Here is an 18,694-nt window from a genome sequence, read left to right as displayed (position 1 = left end):
CATGCGCATGGACGACGACGCCCCCGATCCCCTGGACCCGGCCGAGGTCCTGGCCCAGTTGCCCGGCTACGCCGAGCTGCAATGCCAGTCCAATTTTTCGTTCCTGCAAGGCGCCTCGCATCCCGAGGAACTGGCCGCGCGGGCGGCCGAACTCGGTTACGCCGCGCTGGCCCTGACCGACGAATGCTCGCTGGCCGGCGTCGTGCGCGCCCACACCGAAGCCAAGACCCTCAAGCTGCCGCTCATCGTGGGCGCCACGTTCCAGCTGCGCGCCGCGCCCGACGCCGCGCCGCTGGGGCTGACGCTGCTGGCGCAGACGCGCGAAGGCTACGGCAACCTGTCGGAATTCATCACGCTGGGCCGCACCCGGGCGCCCAAGGGCGAATACCGGCTTTCCCCGCAAGACCTTGCCGATCCACCCGCCGGCCACGCGCACCTGCGCAGTCTGCCGGAATGCCTGGCCATCCTGACGCCCGCCTACGGCACCGACGCCGACCGCATGGCCGACCAAGCGCGCTGGCTGGCGCGCGTCTTTCCGGGGCGCGCGTGGGTGGGACTGAACCTGCTGCACCAGTCGCGCGACGACCTGCACCGCGCCGCCGTCGAACACGCAGCCCAGGCCTCGCAATTGCCGATCGTGGCGGTCGGCCAGGTGCAGATGCATGTCCGGTCGCGCAAGCCGCTGCACGACACGCTGACCGGCATCCGCACCCGCCAGCAGGTGTCGCAATGCGGCTACGAACTGTCGGGCAATGCCGAACAGCACCTGCGCAGCCGCATGCGGCTGGCCAGCCTGTATCCGCCCGACGCGCTGGCGCAGACCCTGGCGGTGGCGCGCCGCTGCACGTTTTCGCTGGACGAACTGCACTACGAATACCCCGACGAGATCGTGCCGCCCGGCCACACGCCCGCCAGCTATCTGCGCCAGGAAGCGCTGGCCGGGGCGGACCGGCGCTTTCCCCAGGGCGTGCCCGACAGCGTGACGGCGCAGATCGACAAGGAACTGGACCTCATCGCGGACCTCAACTACGAGGCCTACTTCCTGACCGTCTACGACATCGTGCAGTTCGCCCGCAACGCCGGCATCCTGTGCCAGGGCCGGGGCTCGGCCGCCAACTCCGCCGTCTGCTATTGCCTGGGCATCACGGCGGTGGACCCGCAGCGCGGCAACAACCTGTTCGAACGCTTCATCAGCAAGGAACGCAACGAACCGCCCGACATCGACGTCGACTTCGAACATCAACGCCGCGAAGAAGTCATCCAGTACATCTACGGCAAATACGGCCGTGACCGCGCCGCCCTGACCGGGGTGGTCATCTCGTACCGGCCGCGCAGCGTGCTGCGCGATACGGGGCGCGCGCTGGGCGTGGACCCGGGCGTCATCGACGCCGTGGCCCGCGCGCACCAGTGGTGGGACGGCAAGAAGGAAATGCTGCGCACGCTGGGCGCCTGCGGCCTGGACCCGGAATCCCAGGTGGCGCGCCAGTGGGCATCGCTGGCGCAGACCATGATGGGCTTTCCGCGCCACCTGTCGCAGCACCCGGGCGGCTTCGTCATTTCACGCGGCAAGCTCTCGCGCCTGGTGCCCATCGAGAACGCCGCCATGGAAGACCGCAGCGTCGTGCAATGGGACAAGGACGACCTGGACGCCCTGAAGCTGCTGAAGGTCGACGTCCTGGCGCTGGGCATGCTGTCGGCCCTGCGCCGCACACTTGAACTGGCCAGCCAGCGCCGCGGCCAGCCGCTCGCCCTGCAGGACATCCCGGAAGGCGACGTGCCCACCTACGACATGATCTGCGACGCCGACACCATTGGCGTCTTCCAGATCGAATCGCGCGCCCAGATGACGATGCTGCCGCGCCTGCGGCCGCGCGAATACTACGACCTGGTGGTGCAGGTGGCGATCGTGCGCCCCGGACCGATCCAGGGGGGCATGGTCCACCCCTACCTGCGGCGCCGCCAGGGCAAGGAGGACGAAACCTACCCCAGCGAAAAAGTGCGCGGCGTGCTCAGCCGCACCATGGGCGTGCCCATCTTCCAGGAACAGGTGATGCAGATCGCCGTCGTGGCCGCCGGTTTTTCGCCCGGCGAGGCCGATCAGCTACGCCGGTCGATGGCGGCCTGGCGGCGCAAGGGCGGCGTGGACAAGTTCCGCGTCAAGCTGGTGGGCGGGCTGCTGGCGCACGGCTACACGCTGGACTTCGCCGAAGCCCTGTTCCGCCAGGTGGAAGGGTTTGGCGAATACGGCTTTCCGGAAAGCCATGCCGCCAGCTTCGCCCTGCTGGCGTATGCCAGCTCCTGGCTCAAGCGCCACGAACCGGAGGCCTTTCTGGCCGCCCTGCTCAATTCCCAGCCCATGGGGTTCTACGCGCCCTCCCAACTGGTGCAGGATGCGCGCCGCCACGGCGTCTGCGTGCTGCCCGCCGACGTGACGGTAAGCGGCTGGGATTCGGTGCTGGAAACGCTGCCCGACGGGCATCCGGGCGCCCGCCGCCGCCCCCACCCCCACGCGCCGTCCGCAGAGGCGTCGGGCGTCGACACGCCGGGCGTCGATACGCCGGGCGTCGATACGCCGGGCGTCGCCACGCCGGGCGTCGCCACGCCCCGCCCCGCCGTGCGGCTGGGACTCAGCCTGCTGCAGGGCATGCGCGAGGACGCCGCCCGCCGCATCGAGGCCGCGCGGGCCGACGCCCCCTTTGCCAACACCGCCGACCTGGCCCGCCGCGCCGGCCTGAATCGCCACGACCTGAACGCGCTGGCCGCCGGCGATGCGCTGCGCACCCTGGCCGGCCACCGGCGCCAGGCCAGTTGGGAAGCCGCCGCCAGCGTACAAAGCCGCGACCTGCTGCGGGACGCCGAGATCGTGGAAACCCAGGCCCCGCAGCTGTCCGCCCCGTCGGAGAGCCAGACCGTGGCCGCCGACTATCGCAGCGTCGGCCTGACCCTGCACAGCCATCCCGTGTCGCTGCTGCGCCCCCAACTGGCCGCGCGCAACTTCCAGCCTGCCTCGGTGCTGAACGACTATCCCAACAAGCGGGTCGCGCGCGCCTGCGGCATCGTCACCGTGCGCCAGCGCCCCCAGACCTCCAAGGGCGTCATCTTCGTCACCCTCGAAGACGAGACCGGCCCGGTCAACGTGGTGGTCCGCCCCGACCTGATCGAACGCCAGCGCCGCGAGCTGCTGGGCGCCACCCTGCTCGGGGTGTTCGGATCCTGGCAAAGCGTGGACGGCGTGCGCCACCTGATCGCGCAGCGGCTGGTGGACATGTCCGACCTCCTGGGCGGGCTGACGTCGCAGAGCCGCGACTTCCATTGAGGATGCGGGAGCAACTTGACGGTGTCTGACACCCTTGAAGCACCCTTCAAGCCTGAAGACCGTCCATACGGGTGTCAGACACCTGGCGAACACCTGACGCGCGCCCAGCCGCCCGCCGTTGTTGCCCGGTTGCACATGCCCGCCGCGCCTTGAGCACAGCGCGTCGCCGCTGGTCTATCATGGCTTTTTGTCCGCTCGTTGTAAGGAGTCCTACATGATCCGCAAGCTGATCCCCTTCCTGCTGGTTGCCAGCCTGGCTGCGTGCGCCAATACCGGCGGTTCGCGTACGTCCAGCGCGCCGGCCTCCAGCTCCTCGAGCGCATCCTCTTCATCGAGCACCGGCGCCGGCTCTTCCTACGGTTCGTCCTCGGCCATGCCCGGCAGCAGCACCGGCAAGACCTGCGACGCCGGCCCGCTGCAATCGCAGATCGGTCAGAAAGCCACGCCGTCCGTCATGGAAGACCTGCGCACGCGCAGCGGCAGCGCCACCGCGCGCATGCTGCGTCCGGGCCAGCTGGTCACCATGGAATACAACAACACCCGCCTGAACCTCATCGTGGACGACAAGGACGTGATGACGGCGATCCGCTGCGGTTAAGCGCGCCGGCCGGCCGGATTCCCATCCGGCAAGCCGCCTTCCCCTGCCTCGATGGGCCGCGCCGCCGGCGGCACATGGGGCAGGAAGGCCCCCGCCACCTCGAACGCGCATTCCTCGCGCGCAATGTCGATCACCCGGGATACGACCGGATTGACGATGTTCTTTTTGTGCACCGCGTAGTAATTGATGGTCGGCAGGTCCGGCTGCACATTCAACTGGCACAGCGCCCCGCGCGCCACCAGCGGCGCAAAGTACGCGCCCGGCAGGTAACTGATCCCCAATCCCAGCATCGTCAGCTGCGCCATCATGCCCAGGCTGTTGCAGGTCAGCACGCGCTTGACCGGCATCCCCTGTTCCGCGAACCACGCGTCGTACAGATGCGATAGCGCGGAATTGGTGGGCTGCGAGATCACCGGATACGGCGCCAGATCCTGCGGCGTCAACGCGGCAGCGACATCGATGTCCAGCGCCGGACTCGCCATCCAGACATTGGTGACCGCCCCCAGGTGCGTGCAATCGTACTGGTAGCCCCAGAACGGGCCGGGCATGATCGCCAGATCCAGTTCGTCCTGCTCCAGCCGTTCATAGAGCGTGATGCCGCCATCGATCTCGGGCATCAACTGCACGCGGGGGTAGCGCTGGCTGATCTGCTTGATCAGCCCGGCCAGCCAGGTCATGCCCACCAGTTCCGTCACGCCCAGACGCACCACGCCTTCGAAGCTGGCCGGATCGGCCATGTTCTGCACGATGCGGCTGTTCAGCTCCAGCATCTGGCTGGCCAGCTCGAACAGCTTGCGGCCCTGCGGGGTCATCAGGAGTTTCTTGGCGCGCCGCTCGAACAGGGGCGCGCCGGCAAAGGCCTCGAGTTCCCCCACCCGTTTGGCCACGGCCGATTGGGTGGTGTGCAGCTTGCGCGACGACGCGCTGAAGCTGCCCAGTTCGGAACTCCAGTAAAAGGCCTCCAATTGCTTGAGGGTGTACATCGCCGCGGTCGAAGAAAAGCGCATGGAAACCCCAGACGTTACCACCGCGGACGATCGGCGCGGATCAACCCCGCGGATGCAGGATGTCCGCCAGGAAGCGCTGCGCGCGCGGATGCGCCGGCGCGCTGAAAAAGCGCTCGGGCGTATCCATCTCCAGGATTTCGCCCGCGTCCATGAACACCACGCGGTCGCAGACGTCGCGCGCAAAGCCCATTTCATGCGTCACGCACACCATCGTCATGCCGTCCTTGGCCAGGCCCTTCATCACCTGAAGCACCTCGCCCACCATTTCCGGATCCAGCGCGCTGGTCGGCTCGTCGAACAGCATGACCGGCGGTTGCAGCGCCAGCGCGCGCGCGATCGCCACGCGCTGCTGCTGCCCGCCGGACAGCGATCCCGGATAGGCATCGATCTTGTGCGCCAATCCCACGCGGTCAAGCAGGCTGCGCGCCAGCTCCACGGCTTCCTTGCGGGGCTGCTTGCGGATGTTCACGGGCGCGAAGATCACGTTTTCCAGCACGCTCATGTGCGGAAACAGGTTGAACTGCTGGAACACGAAGCCGATCTTCTGGCGTAGCGCATTCAGGTTGGCGCCCTTGCCGTAGATGTCCGCGCCGTCGATCAGGATGCGGCCCTTTTCGATGGGTTCCAGCCGGTTGATCGTGCGGATCATCGTGGACTTGCCGGACCCCGACGGTCCGCAAACCACCAGCACCTCGCCGCGCGCCACCGACAGGTCCACATCCTTGAGCACATGATGCTCGCCGTACCACTTGTTCACTTTCTCGAGTTTGATCATGTTTTTGTTCCTTTAAGCCATGGCCCGCGTGCGGCGGATGCGCAGGTCCAGCCAGCTCAAGCCACGGCTCAGGCTGAAGCACACGATGAAGTAGATGATGGCCAGAATGCCGAACACCTGCAGCGGCTGGGTCAGCACCAGGTTGTTGACCTGGTTGGCTGCAAACGTCAGTTCGTTGACGCTGATGACGTAGCCCAGCGAGGTTTCCTTGACGGTGGACACGAACTGGCTGGTCATGCTGGGCAGCACGTTGAACAGCGCCTGCGGCAGCACCACCTTGCGCATCGTCGTCCAGTAGCCCACACCCAGCGAACGCGAGGCTTCGATCTGCCCGCGCGGCACCGCCTCGATACCCGAACGGATGACCTCGGACAGGTAGGCGCTTTCGTACACCACGAGCGCAAAGATCAGCGTCCAGAAGCCGCTGACCACCTGGCCGGTGATCTTGGGCACCACGAAGTAGGCCCAGAAGATCAGCATCAGCAGCGGCATGCCGCGCACCACATTGACCAGCGCCTTGCTGGCCGTGCGCAGCCACCCGTAGGGACTCACCCTGGCCAGCGCGATCAAGAGCGCCAGCGGCAGGGACATCGCCAGACCCAGCGCGGCCAGGATGAGCGTCAGTGCCAGTCCGCCGAGCGGACCGTTGGGGTATTGGCCCACCAGCAGCGTGGGCCAGTATTGCATCAGGAGATCAAGCACCATGGCCTCCGCGGTTCAGACGATAACGGGCGTAGATGCGCGATCCGAGCGCCATGATGAGGAACGATCCCAGCAGGTACATGATCGTCGCCGCGCCGAAGGTGGCGAAGGTGCGGTAGGTCTCGTTCTCGATTTCCCGCGCCTGGTAGGTCAGCTCCATCACACCGATCGCCATGGCCACGCTGGTGTTCTTGAAGAGCAGCAGCGCGCGTCCGACCAGCGGCGGAATGGAGATGCGCAGCGCCTGCGGCACGATGACGAAGCGCATGCATTGCAGGTAGCTGGCGCCCAGCGCGCGGGCAGCCTCGAACTGGGTGCCGGGAATGGCGCGCAGCCCGCTGCGGATGTCTTCGGCGATATAGGCGGCCGACCCCAGCGCGAGCGCGATCGCGGCCAGCGACATTTCGGCGTTGTGCGCATACAGCCACATGCGGAATCCTTCGGGCAGCAGCTCGGGCATGCCGAAGTACCAGAACAGCACCTGCACCAGCAGCGGCACATTGCGGTGGTATTCCACATAGGCGTCGACCACCCAGCGGCATGGCGCCAGGTTGGTGGCGCGCACCACCACCAGCGTCACCGCGATGGAAAACGCCATCACCCATGCAACAAGAAACAGTTGCACGGTGACCGCCATGCCGCTGAGCAGCAGCTGGTATTGGGAAGCGTCTAGAAAGCTCATAAACCTGTCAATCTCCTGCGTTCGGGCGCGCAACGCCAAGCATCACGGCTTCCCGCGCATCGCCTTGCAAGACGCGGGAAGCCGTGACGGATACTGGCGAACGGCAGCGCTCGGATCGGCCCCTTAGCCGGCGATCGGGCCGATCTTGAAGCCGCGCTCCAGCTTGTAGGGGGTGTCGGGGCCAAACCACTTGTCGAACAGCTTGGCCGCCGCGCCCGAGGTTTCGGCCTCGTCCAGCGCCTGGTTCACCGTTTCCAGGAATCGCGGCTCGGACTTGCGCACGCCCAGGCCCCACGGCTCATCGAACACGGCCTTGGAGATCACGCTGACCGGCGCGGTCGGCGGGCTTTGCAGCACCAGACGCACCAGCACCAGCTCGGATGCGAACTGCGCGTCCACCTTCTTCTGCTGCAGCGCCAGGTACGTGGCCGAGCTGTCGCCGTAGCCGATCACCTGCGACTTGTCGAGAATGCGCTTGATCTCGCGCTCGGAGCTGGAACCCTTGGTCGCGCCGATGCGGCGGCCGTTCAGAGCTTCGATCGAGTCCAGGCCCGAATCCTTGCGCACCATCAGCTTTTGCGGGCTGACGTAGTACGCGTGGCTGAAGGCGATCTGCTGCGCGCGGTCGGGCGAATAGCCCAGGTTGGCCGCCAGGATGTCCACGCGCCCTTCGTTCAGTTCCGGCACGCGCGCCGCCACCGACAGCAGCTTGTAGTTGACCTTGACGCCCAGCTTGTCCGCGACGAGCTTGCACACGTCTACGTCATAGCCCACCAGCTGGCGCGTCGCGCCGTCCTGGAAGCTGAACGGCTGCGACGTGCCCAGCGTGCCGCAAACCAGCTCGCCGCGCGCCTTGATGTCGTCAAGCTGGTCGGCGTGGGCAATTCCGCCCGCGGCCAGCGAAGCCAGGGCCAGGCTGGCGGCGATGAGAGTGTGACGCTTCATGGTTCATTCCCCTTGAATGGTTGTTAGGTGTACAGACTGGCGATGACGCCGTATGGGTGCGAAAGCGTGGCCCGTCAGGCCAGCTTGGCGCAGGCCTCGCGGATGGCCGCGCATCCCTGCCGGATATCGTCCAGCGAGGCGGCAAACGACAACCGGAACGTGCCGGGCGCGCCGTAGGCATGGCCGTCGATGACCGCCACGCCGGCTTCGCGCAGCAGGTAGTGCGTGAGGTCCGTGTCGCTGGCGATCACGTCGCCGGCCGGCGTCTTCTTGCCCAAGAGGCCCGAGCAGTCCGGAAAGACATAGAACGCGCCCTGCGGCACGACGATGTCCAGGCCCGGCGCGCCGGACAATTCGGCGATCGCCAGGTCGCGGCGCTCGCGGAACACTTTGGCGAATTCAACAACGCAGTCCTGCGGACCCGTCAGGGCTTCCAGCGCGGCCGCCTGGCTGACCGACGAGGCGCCCGACGTGCTTTGCGACTGCAGGATCGCCATTGCCTTGATCAGTTCATCGGGACCAGCGCCGTAGCCGATGCGCCAGCCCGTCATGGCATAGGCCTTGGACACGCCATTGACGACCAGCGTGCGGGCGGCCAGTTCCGGCGCCACTTGCAGCGGATGCACCGTCGGTTCGCCGGTGAAATTCAGGCGCGCGTAGATGTCGTCGGTCATCAGCCAGACGTGCGGATGACGCGCCAGGACCTCGGTCAGACCACGCAGTTCGTCCGCGCTGTAGACCGATCCCGTCGGGTTGCTGGGGGCATTCATCATCAGCCACTTGGTACGAGGCGTGATGGCGCGTTCCAGGGCCTCGGGCGTCACCTTGTAATCGGTGGCGGGCGACGTTTCCACGGCCACCGGCACGCCGCCGTTGACCAGGACCATGTCCGGGTACGACACCCAGAACGGCGCGGGGATCAGCACTTCGTCGCCGTCGTTCAGCGTCGCGGCCAGGCCATTGAAGATCACCTGCTTGGCGCCGGTGCTGACGATGACGCGCGATGCCGGATATTCCACGCCGGTCGCTTCCCGCAGATGGACGGCTGCGGCCTTGCGCAGGGCCACCGTGCCCTGCGCCGGCGGGTACTTGGTTTCGCCGCGGTTCATGGCGGCGGTGGCGGCCTGGCGGATGTGTTCGGGCGTCGAAAAATCCGGTTCGCCGATGGTCAGGTCGATGATGCGGCGGCCCTGCTCGCGCAGTTCCGCAATAATGGCGCGCGCGGCGACGCTGGGCGACAGCTTGATGCGCTTGATGCGGTCGGCAACGATGCTCATTTTGCCGCTCCCATCTTTTCCGCCAGCGCCTTTTCCAGCCACGGCTTGGTGTACGTGCCGGCGCGCAACTTTTCCTTGGCCACGGCTTCGTCGGCTTCCTTCTTCAGCGCCAGCGCCAGCACGGCGCTGGCGTGTTCGGCGGGAATCACCACCACGCCGTCGGCATCGCCCACGACCACGTCGCCGGGATTGACCACCTGGCCGCCGACCGACACGGGCACGTTGATCTCGCCCGGGCCGTCCTTGTAGGGCCCCTTGTGCGACACGTCGCGCGCAAAGCAGCCGAATTCGCCCTGGGCGAACACGTCCGCATCGCGCACCGCGCCGTCGATCACGAAGCCTTCGATGCCACGCGACTGCGCATCCATCATCATCAGTTCGCCAACCAGCGCGTTGCTGGTGTCTCCCGAGCCGTCCACGACGATCACGTCGCCCGCGCCGCCCAGCGAAATCGCCTTGTGGATCATCAGGTTATCGCCCGGACGGGTCTTGACCGTGAGGGCCACGCCCACCGTGCGGCGTGCGCCGTTATGCAGCGGACGCAGGCCCGACACGCCGTACAGGCGATTCATGCAGTCGCTGATCTGGGCCGAGCCGATGCTGGCAAAACCGGCCAGCACGTCGGCGGCGACGGCCGTCTCGGGCCGGGAAAGAATGCGATATCCGATGGGATTCATAAGGAAAGTCAGGTGTGAATGCAGGAAGCGTTGAAGCGAACCTGCATTACAAAGCCGCGCAAGCCTTTCCTCAAAACGATATAAATTCCCAGCGATCCACGAATTTTTTTCGTGGATTATGCGGTTTAAGGGTTATCCCTTATTCCTGCATCGACGCTCAATCATCCCCGCTGCCGGATCCGCTGCGGGCTTCCGACAACGCGACCGTCAGGTGCATGACCTTCTTCTTGAGCTGATCGCGTTCATCGGTCAGCTTGGCCAGCAACTGGCGCAGCCGCGCGATTTCCGCCGGCATGTCCGCGATGTTTTCAATAGGTTCTTCCGGCGGCGCCTCGCGCGGCGGCGGCGCCTTGGCCTGCCGGACCTCCCGGGCGGCCTGCTGCAGTTCCTTGCGCCCGCCTGCAACGGCGGCGGTCTGCCGTTCGGCCGGCAGCGACGCCACGGCCGCCGCGGCGTTGATGGAGATGGCGCCTTCCTTCACCGCGCGCACCAGTTCCGGCGCCGCGGACTTCTGGATCTTTTCGATCTGATTGAGGGTATTGCTGCTGATGCGGGCGGCGCGCGCCAGCGCCTGGCGGCTGGGGACGGCGGGCTTCCAATCGGGATTGGCATGCCCGCGCATCGGCGCGGCGCTGGCCCCGGGCGTGTCCTCGTCCCAAGGCGGGGAGTCGTCCGCCGGCCCACCGTCCGCCGGCGATCCTTGGCCGCTGCCGTCCGGCCCACCTTCGGCTGCACCAGCCGCTTCCGGGCCGGTGCGCGCCAGCAGGATTTCCTTCTTGCGAAGCGCCAACACCCCGCGCTGGAAGTCCGACACGCTGCGCCGGCCCAGATGGTTCTCGATCATCCAAAGATGCACGTCGTCCATGGACTTGAAGTGCGGATGCTGAATCGTCTGGAACGGGATGTTGTGCTTGACGCAGATGGCGTAACGGTTGTGCCCGTCGATCAGCAGGTCGCCCCACAGGACCAGGGCGTCGCGGCACCCCTCGGCCAGCAGGCTGCGCTCCAGCGCGGCGTGTTCGTCCTCGGTCAGCGGGTCTATATAGGCACGCAGGCCTTCGTCTACTCTGATTTCCATGGTGTCCAAATAAAGTCGGGCGGCGCCCTAGGCCAGCCCCTGTCCGCGCAGCACGTCCTGGATCGCGGCCAGGCGCGCCACGGGGTCCGTCAGGCCCAGCAGCGTTGCCTTGTCGTCCGGGGGCAGTGGCAAGAGTTCACACCAGCGGTTTGCCACCCAGCCGCAATCGTCCAGCCGGAACGGCGGCGCCAGCGGCATTCTTTCGGCGGGCACGCCGTCCTGCTGCCACTGCGCCACCAGGCGCCCCAGCGCATCGGCGCTGGCCTGCATGGCCGCGGGCACGGCCGTGGGCGGATCATCGGCAATGGGCTCGGCCTCGCCCATCCAAAGGCCGTATTTTGCCACCTCGCTGGACCGGAGCCGAAAGCGCGAGGTGCCCCGGCACCGGATTTCCAGCAAGGCCGGCATGGGCGCCTCCCAGGTTTCGACCCGCGCCATGGTGCCCACGGGCGACAGCGTCTCGACGCCCTCGGGCGAGCGGACCTCGCTGCCGGCCAACAGGCCCACGATGCCGAACTCGGTGTTGTCGGCGATGCTGCGCCGGATCATGTCCAGATAGCGGACCTCGAAGATGCGCAGATGCACCACGCCCGCGGGAAACAGCGCATTGGACAGCGGAAACAAGGGAATCAGCGACATGGCCGCCTCCTGGTCATTTCACGTAGAAGGCATCGTCCACGGGCACCTGCAGCGCCGTCGCCAGCGCGTTGGTCTGCGACGCCATCGCCATCACCGCCAGCAGTTCGGCGTGCTGACCATCGGTCATGCCCTTGGCCCGGGCCGAGGCCGTGTGGGAATGGACGCAATACGAGCAGCCATTGGCGGTGGACACCGCGATGTAGATCATTTCGCGCACCAGCGGCGAGAGCTCGCCCTCGGCCATCATCACCGTCTTGAGCTGCTCCCAGACGCTGCGCATCCGCGGGGGATCGTTGGCCAGCGCCCGCCAGAAGTTGTTGACGAAGTCCGACTTGCGCGTGGCGCGGATGTCCTCGAACACCGCCCATGCCTCGGGACTTCTGCGGATCTCGTCATCGCTCAGCAGCCTTACCGTGCTCATTGCCCCTCTCCATCGTGAAAAAACACATCGGACCACCGCATCGCGGCGGCCCCCTTTTGATCCGTTCAGGAACGCAGCCGGCCGCTCAGGTGTTGCGGCCGTCGTACGGAATGCGGGTCAGCGTATTCAGGTCGACGTTTTCCAGGCAACGCACGTTGACCGCAGCCGTTTCCTTGCCTTCTGCCCCGACCCCGAACCCGAAGGGCGCACAGCCGCAGTTGGCGCAGAAATGGTGCGAGATCACGTGCTTGTTGAAGGTATACGTCGACATGGCCTGCGTGGACGACGTGATGCGCAGGGCGGCACGCGGCACGAACCACAGCAGATAGCCCTTGCGGCTGCAGTGCGAGCAGTTGCATTCCAACACCTGCGACACATCGCCATCGACTTCATAGGCAATCTGTCCGCAGTGGCAGCTTCCTAATTGCATGGATTGTCTCCCGGCCGTAATCGGATCAGACTCCCATCATAGGCCTGCCCCGCCCGCCTTGCCCATGCGGACGCACCGCACCCCAGCCCCAACCCCACCCCCGGCCACGCACGGAGCCATCATGCCCCAGTTATCCGCATACCTCAGTTTTGACGGCAATTGCGCCGAGGCCATGCGCTTTTACGAACGCGTGCTGGGCGGCCGCCTTGACGCGCTGATCCGCTATGCAGATGCCCCGCCCGATGCCGCCATGCCGGTTCTGTCGGACGAGGACGCCGGGCGCATCATGTACGCCCGCCTGACGCTGGACGAACAGACCTTGCTGGGGAGCGACGCCACTGCCGGCCATCCCTACCCCGGCAATCGCGGGGTGGCGCTGGCGCTGGTGTATCCCACCGTGTCGGATGCGCATCGCGTGTTCGAGCACCTGGCCGAAGGCGGCAGCGTCACGATGCCGCTGCAAAAGACCTTCTGGGCCGAAGCCTACGGCGCGCTGGTCGACCGGTATGGCACGCGGTGGATGGTAAGCGGCGGCCGCATGAGCCACTGAGCGCCCCGCACCCTTCCTAACCGCCCGGCCGGTGCGCCGCCAGCACGTCGTGCAGCGACTGCGCGGCGCCTTGCAGCACCGGCACCGCGCGCAACAGATCGTCCAGCATCACCCGCGCGGTCGGCGCGTGGCAGGCCACCGCCGCCACCACGCGGTCCTCGCCATCGCGCACAGGCACCGCCACCGCGCTCATGCCGCGCACGAACTCCTCGTTGTCGATGCCGATGCCGCGCACGGCCAGCCGCTCCAGCTCGGCGTCCAGCTTGGCCGGGTCGGTAAACGTGCGCGGCGTATTGCGCGTAAGCGGCAGGCGCGCCAGCACGTGGCTGCGCTCCAGGCGGTTCATCGACGCCAGAAACAGCTTGCCGCTGGCCGTGCAATGCATGGGCACGTGGCTGCCCACGGCAAAGAACAGGCGTAGGGGCTCGGACGTCTCGACGCGTTCCATGTAGACGACCTGGTCGCCGTCCGGCGCGGTCAGGTTGCACGTTTCGCCCAACGTGCCCACCAGCTTGGTCAGCACCGCGCGGCATGCGCGCGTGAAGGCGCTGGCGCGCAGCGTAGCCAGCGCCAGCGATGTCGCCTGCGGCCCCGTCACGACGCCGTTTTCAGTCGGGGTGGCGGCCACAAAGCCCGCGCGCTGCATGGCCGCCAAGAGGCGCATCAGCGTGGTCTTGGGCATGTCGAGCCGTTGCGCCAACTGCGCGAGCGTGGGCGGATGCTGCGCGCGGGCCAGGTGATCCAGCACCAGCAATGCCCGCAGCGAACGGGCGGCTTCCTGTTGCCCGCCGGGGTCATCGGACCGGCCGCCGGCCGCCTGTTCCGATGCTGCACTGCGATTTTGAAACCGACGCTGCATGTTCTGTTCCATTTGTCTGCCCCAGCGCGTGTTGTGCTTTGTTCTGTGTGCGCGCTTCCTAGAATCGCCTCAGATGCCGGCCTGGTCCGCATTGCGGAGCGCGAGCCGGTCGGACCTGCCGAACAATATAAGGGAGACCGCGCGGATATGTCCGATACCGTCGATTACATCGTGGTGGGAGCCGGCTCGGCCGGATGCGTGATGGCGAACCGGTTGAGTGCGGACGGCGCGCACACGGTGTGCCTGCTGGAGGCCGGTCCCAAGGACACCTATCCGTGGATCCACATCCCCATCGGCTACGGCAAGACGATGTTCCACAAGGTGGTGAACTGGGGCTTCTACACGGACCCGGATCCCAACATGCTGGACCGCCGCATCTACTGGCCGCGCGGCCGCACGCTGGGCGGCTCCAGCGCCATCAACGGTCTCATCTACATCCGCGGCCAGCGCGAAGACTACGACGCCTGGGCTGCGGCCGGCAACGCGGGCTGGGGCTGGGACGACTGCCTGCCGTGGTTTCGCAAACTGGAAAACAACGACCTGGGTCCCGGCCCCACCCGCGGTACCGAGGGTCCGCTGAACGCCACGTCCATCAAGACGCCGCATCCGCTGGTGGAAGCGCTGATCGCCGCCGCGGGCAAGCTGGGCGTGCCGCACGTGCGCGACTTCAATAGCGGCGACCAGGAGGGCGTGGGCTATTACCAGCTGACCACGCGCAACGGCCGCCGCTGCTCCACCGCCGTGGCTTACCTGCGCCCCGCGCAGGACCGCCCCAACCTGCGCATCGAGACCGATGCGCACGCGATGGCCGTGCTGTTCGAAGGCAGCCGCGCCTGCGGCGTGCGCTACCGGCAAGGCGGCCAGGTCCGCACGCTGCGCGCCCGGCGCGAAGTCGTGCTGTGCGCGGGCGCCCTGCAATCGCCGCAACTGCTTCAGCTATCCGGCGTCGGGCCCGCCAGCCTGCTGCGCGAGTTCGGCATCGGCGTCGTGCGCGACCTGCCCGGCGTGGGCGAAAACCTGCAGGATCATCTTCAGATCCGCCTGATCTACGAGACCACCCGCCCCATCACCACCAACGACCAGTTGCGCAGCCTGACCGGCCGGGTGCGCATGGGGCTGCAATGGCTGCTGCTGCGCAGCGGTCCGCTGGCCGTGGGCATCAATCAGGGCGGTCTTTTCTGCCGCGTCGATCCGGCCAGCCGCACGCCCGACACCCAGTTCCATTTCGCGACCCTGTCCGCCGACATGGCGGGCGGCAAGGTGCATCCGTTTTCCGGCTGCACCTATTCGGTGTGCCAGCTTCGGCCGACCTCGCGCGGCCGGGTGCGCCTGCGCAGCACGGACCCGTTCGAGGCGCCGTCCATGCAGCCCAATTACCTGTCGACGGACCTGGACCGCCGCATGGCGGTGGCCGCCGTGCGGTATGCGCGTCAGGTCGCCGCGACTGAGCCGCTGGCCGGCCTGATGAAACGTGAGTTCCGGCCCGGCCCGGACGTGCACACGGACGACGAGATCCTGCACTTCTGCCGCGAATATGGCGCCACCATCTTCCACCCGTCAGGCACGGCGAAGATGGGACCGCGCAGCGATCCGCTGGCCGTCGTGGACGAGCGCCTGCGCGTGCACGGGGTGTCGGCGCTGCGCGTGGTGGATTGCTCGATCATGCCCACGCTGGTCTCGGGCAACACCAACGCGCCGGTCGTGATGCTGGCCGAGCGCGCGGCGGATTTCATGCTGCAGGACGTGCGGCAGGCGCGCGCGCAAGTCGTGCGCACGCCCGCCCGGATGGAGATGACGGACCCCGGCTAGGAAACCCATATCGCAGACAGACCCGGCCGCGGCAGCGCAGATTGCCAGGCCGACCCACCAAAGGAGACTGGACATGGCCAAGCAAAACGAAGCGGCGGTGCGCAAAGTCGTCACCGCCTCGCTGATCGGCGCCACCATCGAGTGGTACGACTTTTTCCTGTATGGCGTCGTCGCCGGCATCGTATTCAACAAGCTGTACTTTCCCACCGGGGACCCGCTGGTCTCGACCATGCTGGCGTACACGACGTTTGCCGTCGGTTTCGTCACCCGGCCGCTGGGCGGGCTGATCTTCGGCCATTTCGGCGACCGCATCGGCAGAAAGAGCATGCTGGTGATGACGCTGATGATCATGGGCATCGCCACCTTCCTCATCGGTCTGGTGCCCACGTACGACATGATCGGCATCTGGGCGCCGATCCTGCTGCTTCTCTTGCGCGTGTTCCAGGGCATCGGGCTGGGTGGCGAATGGGGCGGCGCGGTGCTCATGGCCTATGAATACGCGCCGCCGGAGAAAAAAGGCTTTTACGCGTCGCTGCCGCAGATCGGGTTGGCCATCGGGTTGTGCCTGGCGTCGGGCACGGTGGCGCTGCTGTCCGTCCTGCTGACCGACGAGCAGTTCATGGCGTGGGGATGGCGCATCGCCTTCCTGGCGTCCGCCGCCATGGTGGCCGTCGGCATGTACATCCGGCTCAACATCAAGGAAACGCCGGAGTTCACCGCGGTCAAAGCGCAGAACGCCGAAAGCCGCATCCCGTTCATGGACATGATGCGGCGCTATCCCGGCAACGTCGTCAAGGGCATGGGCGCGCGCTACATCGACGGCGTGTTCTTCAACGTCTTTGGCGTGTTCTCGATCTCGTTCCTGACGCAGTCGGTGCAGATCACGCGGACCGAGGCGTTGATCGGGGTGATGGCGGCGGCGCTGGTGATGTGCTTCTTCATCCCCTTCTTCGGCCGCCTGTCCGACCGCATCGGCCGCACGCGCGTGTACTTCTGGGGATCGCTCATCACCGCCGCGGCGTCGTTCCCCGGCTTCTGGATGATGATCAACAGCGGCGGCAACGTAATGCTGATCTGGCTGGCCATCATCATTCCGTTCGGGATCCTGTATGCCGCCATCTACGGCCCGGAGGCCGCGCTGTTCTGCGAGCTGTTTGACGCCAAGGTGCGCTACACCGGCATCTCGTTCGTCTATCAGTTCTCGGGCATCTTCGCGTCCGGCATCACGCCCATCATTGCCACCGCCCTGCTCAAGACGGGCGGCGGGCAGCCATGGCTGATCTGCCTGTACGTGCTCTTCGCGGGCGTGGTGTCGGCGTTCTGCGCGTGGCTGATCGGGCGTGGCAAGCAGCCGGTGGAGCTGGACGGCGCGGGTCAGCCGTCCATGCCGCGGGCGGGGCTGCGCAAGGCGTAGCCGGCGGGCGGGTCCCGATGGGCTGCGCGCAGGGGCCCGGGCCGTCGCCGTTCGGGTTCGGCGCGGCCCGCCCCGCTCAGTCCAGCGCCGCCTGCGGCGGCTGCTGGGCCGGCCAGCCGCCGCCCACCGCCTTGAACAAGGTCGCCAGCGCCGCCTGGCGCTGGGCGCTCACGTCGATATAGGCGATCTGATCCGTGTACGCGCTGCGCTGCGCGTCCAGGTAACGCAGATGACTGTCGACGCCGCCGCGATAGCGCGCCTCGGACAACTGCATGGCGATCTGGCTGGATTGGGCCAGCGCCAGGCGCGAGGCCTCTTCGCGGCGCAGCGTCTCGGTGGCCACCAGCGCGTCGGACACCTCGCGGAACGCCGTCTGGATCGTCTGTTCATACTGCGCCACGGCGATGTCCTTGCGCACGGACGCCAAATCCAGATTGGCCACATTGCGCCCGCCGGCAAAGATCGGCAGCGTGATCTGCGGCGCGAAGGACCACGCCCGCTGCCCGGATTCAAACAAACCCGACAGGTCCGCGCTGGAACTGCCGAACAGTCCGGTCAGCGAAATGCTGGGAAAGAACGCCGCCCGCGCCGCGCCGATGCTGGCATTGCGCGCCTGCAACTGATGTTCGGCGGCCAGGATGTCGGGGCGGTTTTCCAACAGCGCCGACGGCGCGCCCGCCGCGATCTCCTGCACCAGCATCGGGGCATCGGCCGTGCGCGCCGGCAGGTACGGCGACAGGTCGTTGATCCCCACCAGCAGGCCGAGCGCATTCCCGGCCTGGCGGACCTCGCGGTCCATGCGTTCCAGTTCCGCACGTGACTGCTCGGTCAGGCCCAGCGCTTCCTGATAGTCCAGCGCCGTCGCCGTGCCCGCCTGGCGGCGCTTGACGATCAGCTCCAGTGACGCCTCGCGGCTGGCGAGGGTCTGGCGCGTGACATCCAGGCGGCGTTGCGCGCTGTCGCGGGCCACATAGGCCTGGATCACCTCGGCCACCAGGCTGATCTGCGCGCTGCGCGCCGTGGCCTCGGTCGACAGGTACTCCTGCAACGCCGCGTCCGACAGGCTGCGCACGCGGCCGAACAGGTCCAGTTCAAAGGCGGTGAGGCCCAGGCCGGCCTGGTAGCTGCTTTGCACCGCCGACTCGCCGGTGGCGTTCAGGTCGGCGGGAACGCGTTGGCGCGTGCCCGTGCCCTGCGCGTTGATGCCGGGCAGCCGGTCCGCGCGCGTGATCTGGTATTGCGCCCGGGCCGCCTCGATGTTGAGCAGCGACTGGCGCAGGTCGCGGTTGTTGGCCAGCGCCAGTTCCACCAGCTTGCGCAAGGCATCGTCGGTGACGAAGGACTGCCAGTCCAGTGTCGCCGCCGCGGATTCGCCGGGGCCGGTCGATGCCAGGCTCCAGTTGTCACCAACGGGGGACGCCGGCCGTTCGTAGACGGGCGCCAGCGAGCAGCCCGCGAGCGCCGCGGTCAGCAGCAGCGCGGACATCCGCAGGGGAAAGAAGGTCTGCAACATGA

18 protein-coding genes are annotated in these 18,694 nt (G+C 67.1%); 5 read left to right on the top strand and 13 right to left on the bottom strand.

Translation table 11 applies throughout. The features are described from left to right. The first annotated feature begins 1 nt into the window (after position 1). Both AB3147_RS12450 and AB3147_RS12445 read left to right on the top strand, forming a co-directional pair. Positions 2–3,316 (top strand): error-prone DNA polymerase, encoded by a 3,315-nt coding sequence (locus AB3147_RS12450; protein ID WP_367352057.1) that lies wholly within the window; start codon positions 2–4, stop codon positions 3,314–3,316. Positions 3,317–3,530: 214 nt separating this feature from the next. Further along, positions 3,531–3,914 carry an I78 family peptidase inhibitor gene (locus AB3147_RS12445; protein ID WP_175121786.1) on the top strand — a complete coding sequence of 128 codons (384 nt, stop codon included), beginning with the start codon at positions 3,531–3,533 and terminating at the stop codon, positions 3,912–3,914. Here AB3147_RS12445 and AB3147_RS12440 read toward each other — a convergent pair. The 11 genes from AB3147_RS12440 to AB3147_RS12390 form a co-directional block, all read right to left on the bottom strand. After that, a complete protein-coding gene (locus AB3147_RS12440) occupies positions 3,911–4,897 on the bottom strand; it encodes a LysR family transcriptional regulator (RefSeq protein ID WP_279974279.1) in 987 nt (328 codons plus the stop codon). The genes AB3147_RS12445 and AB3147_RS12440 overlap by 4 nt on opposite strands. Before the next feature lie 64 nt (positions 4,898–4,961). Next, positions 4,962–5,696: an amino acid ABC transporter ATP-binding protein gene (locus AB3147_RS12435; RefSeq protein ID WP_175121787.1), complete on the bottom strand. Its 735-nt coding sequence runs from the start codon at positions 5,694–5,696 to the stop codon at positions 4,962–4,964. A gap of 12 nt (positions 5,697–5,708) precedes the next feature. Then, positions 5,709–6,398 carry an amino acid ABC transporter permease gene (locus AB3147_RS12430; RefSeq protein WP_175122014.1) on the bottom strand — a complete coding sequence of 230 codons (690 nt, stop codon included), beginning with the start codon at positions 6,396–6,398 and terminating at the stop codon, positions 5,709–5,711. After that, entirely contained in the window at positions 6,391–7,080 is a 690-nt protein-coding gene (locus tag AB3147_RS12425; RefSeq protein WP_175121788.1) for an amino acid ABC transporter permease, read from the bottom strand. Before AB3147_RS12425 ends, AB3147_RS12430 begins: the two co-directional genes overlap by 8 nt. 123 nt (positions 7,081–7,203) lie before the next feature. Beyond that, complete coding sequence (locus AB3147_RS12420; RefSeq protein WP_367352056.1) at positions 7,204–8,025, bottom strand: ABC transporter substrate-binding protein; 822 nt, start codon at positions 8,023–8,025, stop codon at positions 7,204–7,206. Between the two features lie 74 nt (positions 8,026–8,099). After that, entirely contained in the window at positions 8,100–9,302 is a 1,203-nt protein-coding gene (locus tag AB3147_RS12415; RefSeq protein WP_218343641.1) for an aminotransferase class I/II-fold pyridoxal phosphate-dependent enzyme, read from the bottom strand. Next, on the bottom strand, positions 9,299–9,979 hold the full coding sequence (locus AB3147_RS12410) for an RraA family protein (protein WP_367352055.1): 681 nt from the start codon (positions 9,977–9,979) through the stop codon (positions 9,299–9,301). Before AB3147_RS12410 ends, AB3147_RS12415 begins: the two co-directional genes overlap by 4 nt. A gap of 157 nt (positions 9,980–10,136) precedes the next feature. Then, positions 10,137–11,057 (bottom strand): ParB N-terminal domain-containing protein, encoded by a 921-nt coding sequence (locus AB3147_RS12405; protein ID WP_367352054.1) that lies wholly within the window; start codon positions 11,055–11,057, stop codon positions 10,137–10,139. Between the two features lie 27 nt (positions 11,058–11,084). Beyond that, positions 11,085–11,696, bottom strand: coding sequence for an LON peptidase substrate-binding domain-containing protein (locus AB3147_RS12400; RefSeq protein ID WP_367352053.1), 612 nt, complete (start codon positions 11,694–11,696; stop codon positions 11,085–11,087). A 13-nt stretch (positions 11,697–11,709) separates the two neighbouring features. Continuing rightward, positions 11,710–12,117, bottom strand: coding sequence for a carboxymuconolactone decarboxylase family protein (locus AB3147_RS12395; RefSeq protein WP_367352052.1), 408 nt, complete (start codon positions 12,115–12,117; stop codon positions 11,710–11,712). Between the two features lie 85 nt (positions 12,118–12,202). Then, positions 12,203–12,547, bottom strand: a complete 345-nt coding sequence (locus AB3147_RS12390) for a GFA family protein (protein ID WP_175136693.1) — start codon at positions 12,545–12,547, stop codon at positions 12,203–12,205. 121 nt (positions 12,548–12,668) lie between these two features. On the opposite strand from AB3147_RS12390, the gene AB3147_RS12385 reads away from it, so the two are divergent. Next, the gene (locus tag AB3147_RS12385) at positions 12,669–13,097 is read left to right on the top strand and encodes a VOC family protein (protein WP_367352051.1); all 429 of its coding nucleotides are present in this window, start codon (positions 12,669–12,671) and stop codon (positions 13,095–13,097) included. Positions 13,098–13,113: 16 nt separating this feature from the next. Here the strand turns inward: AB3147_RS12385 and AB3147_RS12380 are convergent, their stop codons facing one another. Further along, the gene (locus AB3147_RS12380; RefSeq protein ID WP_367352050.1) at positions 13,114–13,968 is read right to left on the bottom strand and encodes an IclR family transcriptional regulator; all 855 of its coding nucleotides are present in this window, start codon (positions 13,966–13,968) and stop codon (positions 13,114–13,116) included. Positions 13,969–14,103: 135 nt separating this feature from the next. Between AB3147_RS12380 and AB3147_RS12375 the strand changes: the two genes are divergently transcribed. Together AB3147_RS12375 and AB3147_RS12370 are read left to right on the top strand one after the other, a co-directional pair. After that, positions 14,104–15,765: a GMC family oxidoreductase gene (locus tag AB3147_RS12375; RefSeq protein ID WP_367352049.1), complete on the top strand. Its 1,662-nt coding sequence runs from the start codon at positions 14,104–14,106 to the stop codon at positions 15,763–15,765. A 73-nt stretch (positions 15,766–15,838) separates the two neighbouring features. After that, positions 15,839–17,179, top strand: a complete 1,341-nt coding sequence (locus AB3147_RS12370; RefSeq protein ID WP_239215952.1) for an MFS transporter — start codon at positions 15,839–15,841, stop codon at positions 17,177–17,179. A gap of 76 nt (positions 17,180–17,255) precedes the next feature. Here the strand turns inward: AB3147_RS12370 and AB3147_RS12365 are convergent, their stop codons facing one another. Further along, positions 17,256–18,692, bottom strand: coding sequence for an efflux transporter outer membrane subunit (locus AB3147_RS12365; RefSeq protein ID WP_367352048.1), 1,437 nt, complete (start codon positions 18,690–18,692; stop codon positions 17,256–17,258). Positions 18,693–18,694: the final 2 nt, after the last annotated feature.

The sequence above is a fragment of the Achromobacter animicus genome (assembly GCF_040775605.1).
Taxonomy (GTDB): Bacteria; Pseudomonadota; Gammaproteobacteria; order Burkholderiales; family Burkholderiaceae_B; genus Achromobacter; species Achromobacter animicus.
Note: the sequence above shows the minus strand (reverse complement) of the source record. Positions and strands in the feature narration are given on the sequence as shown.

What these genes read in the sequence shown, in the direction of transcription:
- AB3147_RS12445 (WP_175121786.1), top strand. Translation starts at nt 3,531, where the DNA reads ATGATCCGCAAGCTGATCCCCTTCCTGCTGGTTGCCAGCCTGGCTGCG.
- AB3147_RS12415 (WP_218343641.1), bottom strand. Translation starts at nt 9,302, where the DNA reads ATGAGCATCGTTGCCGACCGCATCAAGCGCATCAAGCTGTCGCCCAGC.
- AB3147_RS12435 (WP_175121787.1), bottom strand. Translation starts at nt 5,696, where the DNA reads ATGATCAAACTCGAGAAAGTGAACAAGTGGTACGGCGAGCATCATGTG.
- AB3147_RS12410 (WP_367352055.1), bottom strand. Translation starts at nt 9,979, where the DNA reads ATGAATCCCATCGGATATCGCATTCTTTCCCGGCCCGAGACGGCCGTC.
- AB3147_RS12425 (WP_175121788.1), bottom strand. Translation starts at nt 7,080, where the DNA reads ATGAGCTTTCTAGACGCTTCCCAATACCAGCTGCTGCTCAGCGGCATG.
- AB3147_RS12375 (WP_367352049.1), top strand. Translation starts at nt 14,104, where the DNA reads ATGTCCGATACCGTCGATTACATCGTGGTGGGAGCCGGCTCGGCCGGA.
- AB3147_RS12400 (WP_367352053.1), bottom strand. Translation starts at nt 11,696, where the DNA reads ATGTCGCTGATTCCCTTGTTTCCGCTGTCCAATGCGCTGTTTCCCGCG.
- AB3147_RS12405 (WP_367352054.1), bottom strand. Translation starts at nt 11,057, where the DNA reads ATGGAAATCAGAGTAGACGAAGGCCTGCGTGCCTATATAGACCCGCTG.
- AB3147_RS12395 (WP_367352052.1), bottom strand. Translation starts at nt 12,117, where the DNA reads ATGAGCACGGTAAGGCTGCTGAGCGATGACGAGATCCGCAGAAGTCCC.
- AB3147_RS12380 (WP_367352050.1), bottom strand. Translation starts at nt 13,968, where the DNA reads ATGGAACAGAACATGCAGCGTCGGTTTCAAAATCGCAGTGCAGCATCG.
- AB3147_RS12440 (WP_279974279.1), bottom strand. Translation starts at nt 4,897, where the DNA reads ATGTACACCCTCAAGCAATTGGAGGCCTTTTACTGGAGTTCCGAACTG.
- AB3147_RS12450 (WP_367352057.1), top strand. Translation starts at nt 2, where the DNA reads ATGCGCATGGACGACGACGCCCCCGATCCCCTGGACCCGGCCGAGGTC.
- AB3147_RS12420 (WP_367352056.1), bottom strand. Translation starts at nt 8,025, where the DNA reads ATGAAGCGTCACACTCTCATCGCCGCCAGCCTGGCCCTGGCTTCGCTG.
- AB3147_RS12385 (WP_367352051.1), top strand. Translation starts at nt 12,669, where the DNA reads ATGCCCCAGTTATCCGCATACCTCAGTTTTGACGGCAATTGCGCCGAG.
- AB3147_RS12370 (WP_239215952.1), top strand. Translation starts at nt 15,839, where the DNA reads ATGGCCAAGCAAAACGAAGCGGCGGTGCGCAAAGTCGTCACCGCCTCG.
- AB3147_RS12365 (WP_367352048.1), bottom strand. Translation starts at nt 18,692, where the DNA reads ATGTTGCAGACCTTCTTTCCCCTGCGGATGTCCGCGCTGCTGCTGACC.
- AB3147_RS12390 (WP_175136693.1), bottom strand. Translation starts at nt 12,547, where the DNA reads ATGCAATTAGGAAGCTGCCACTGCGGACAGATTGCCTATGAAGTCGAT.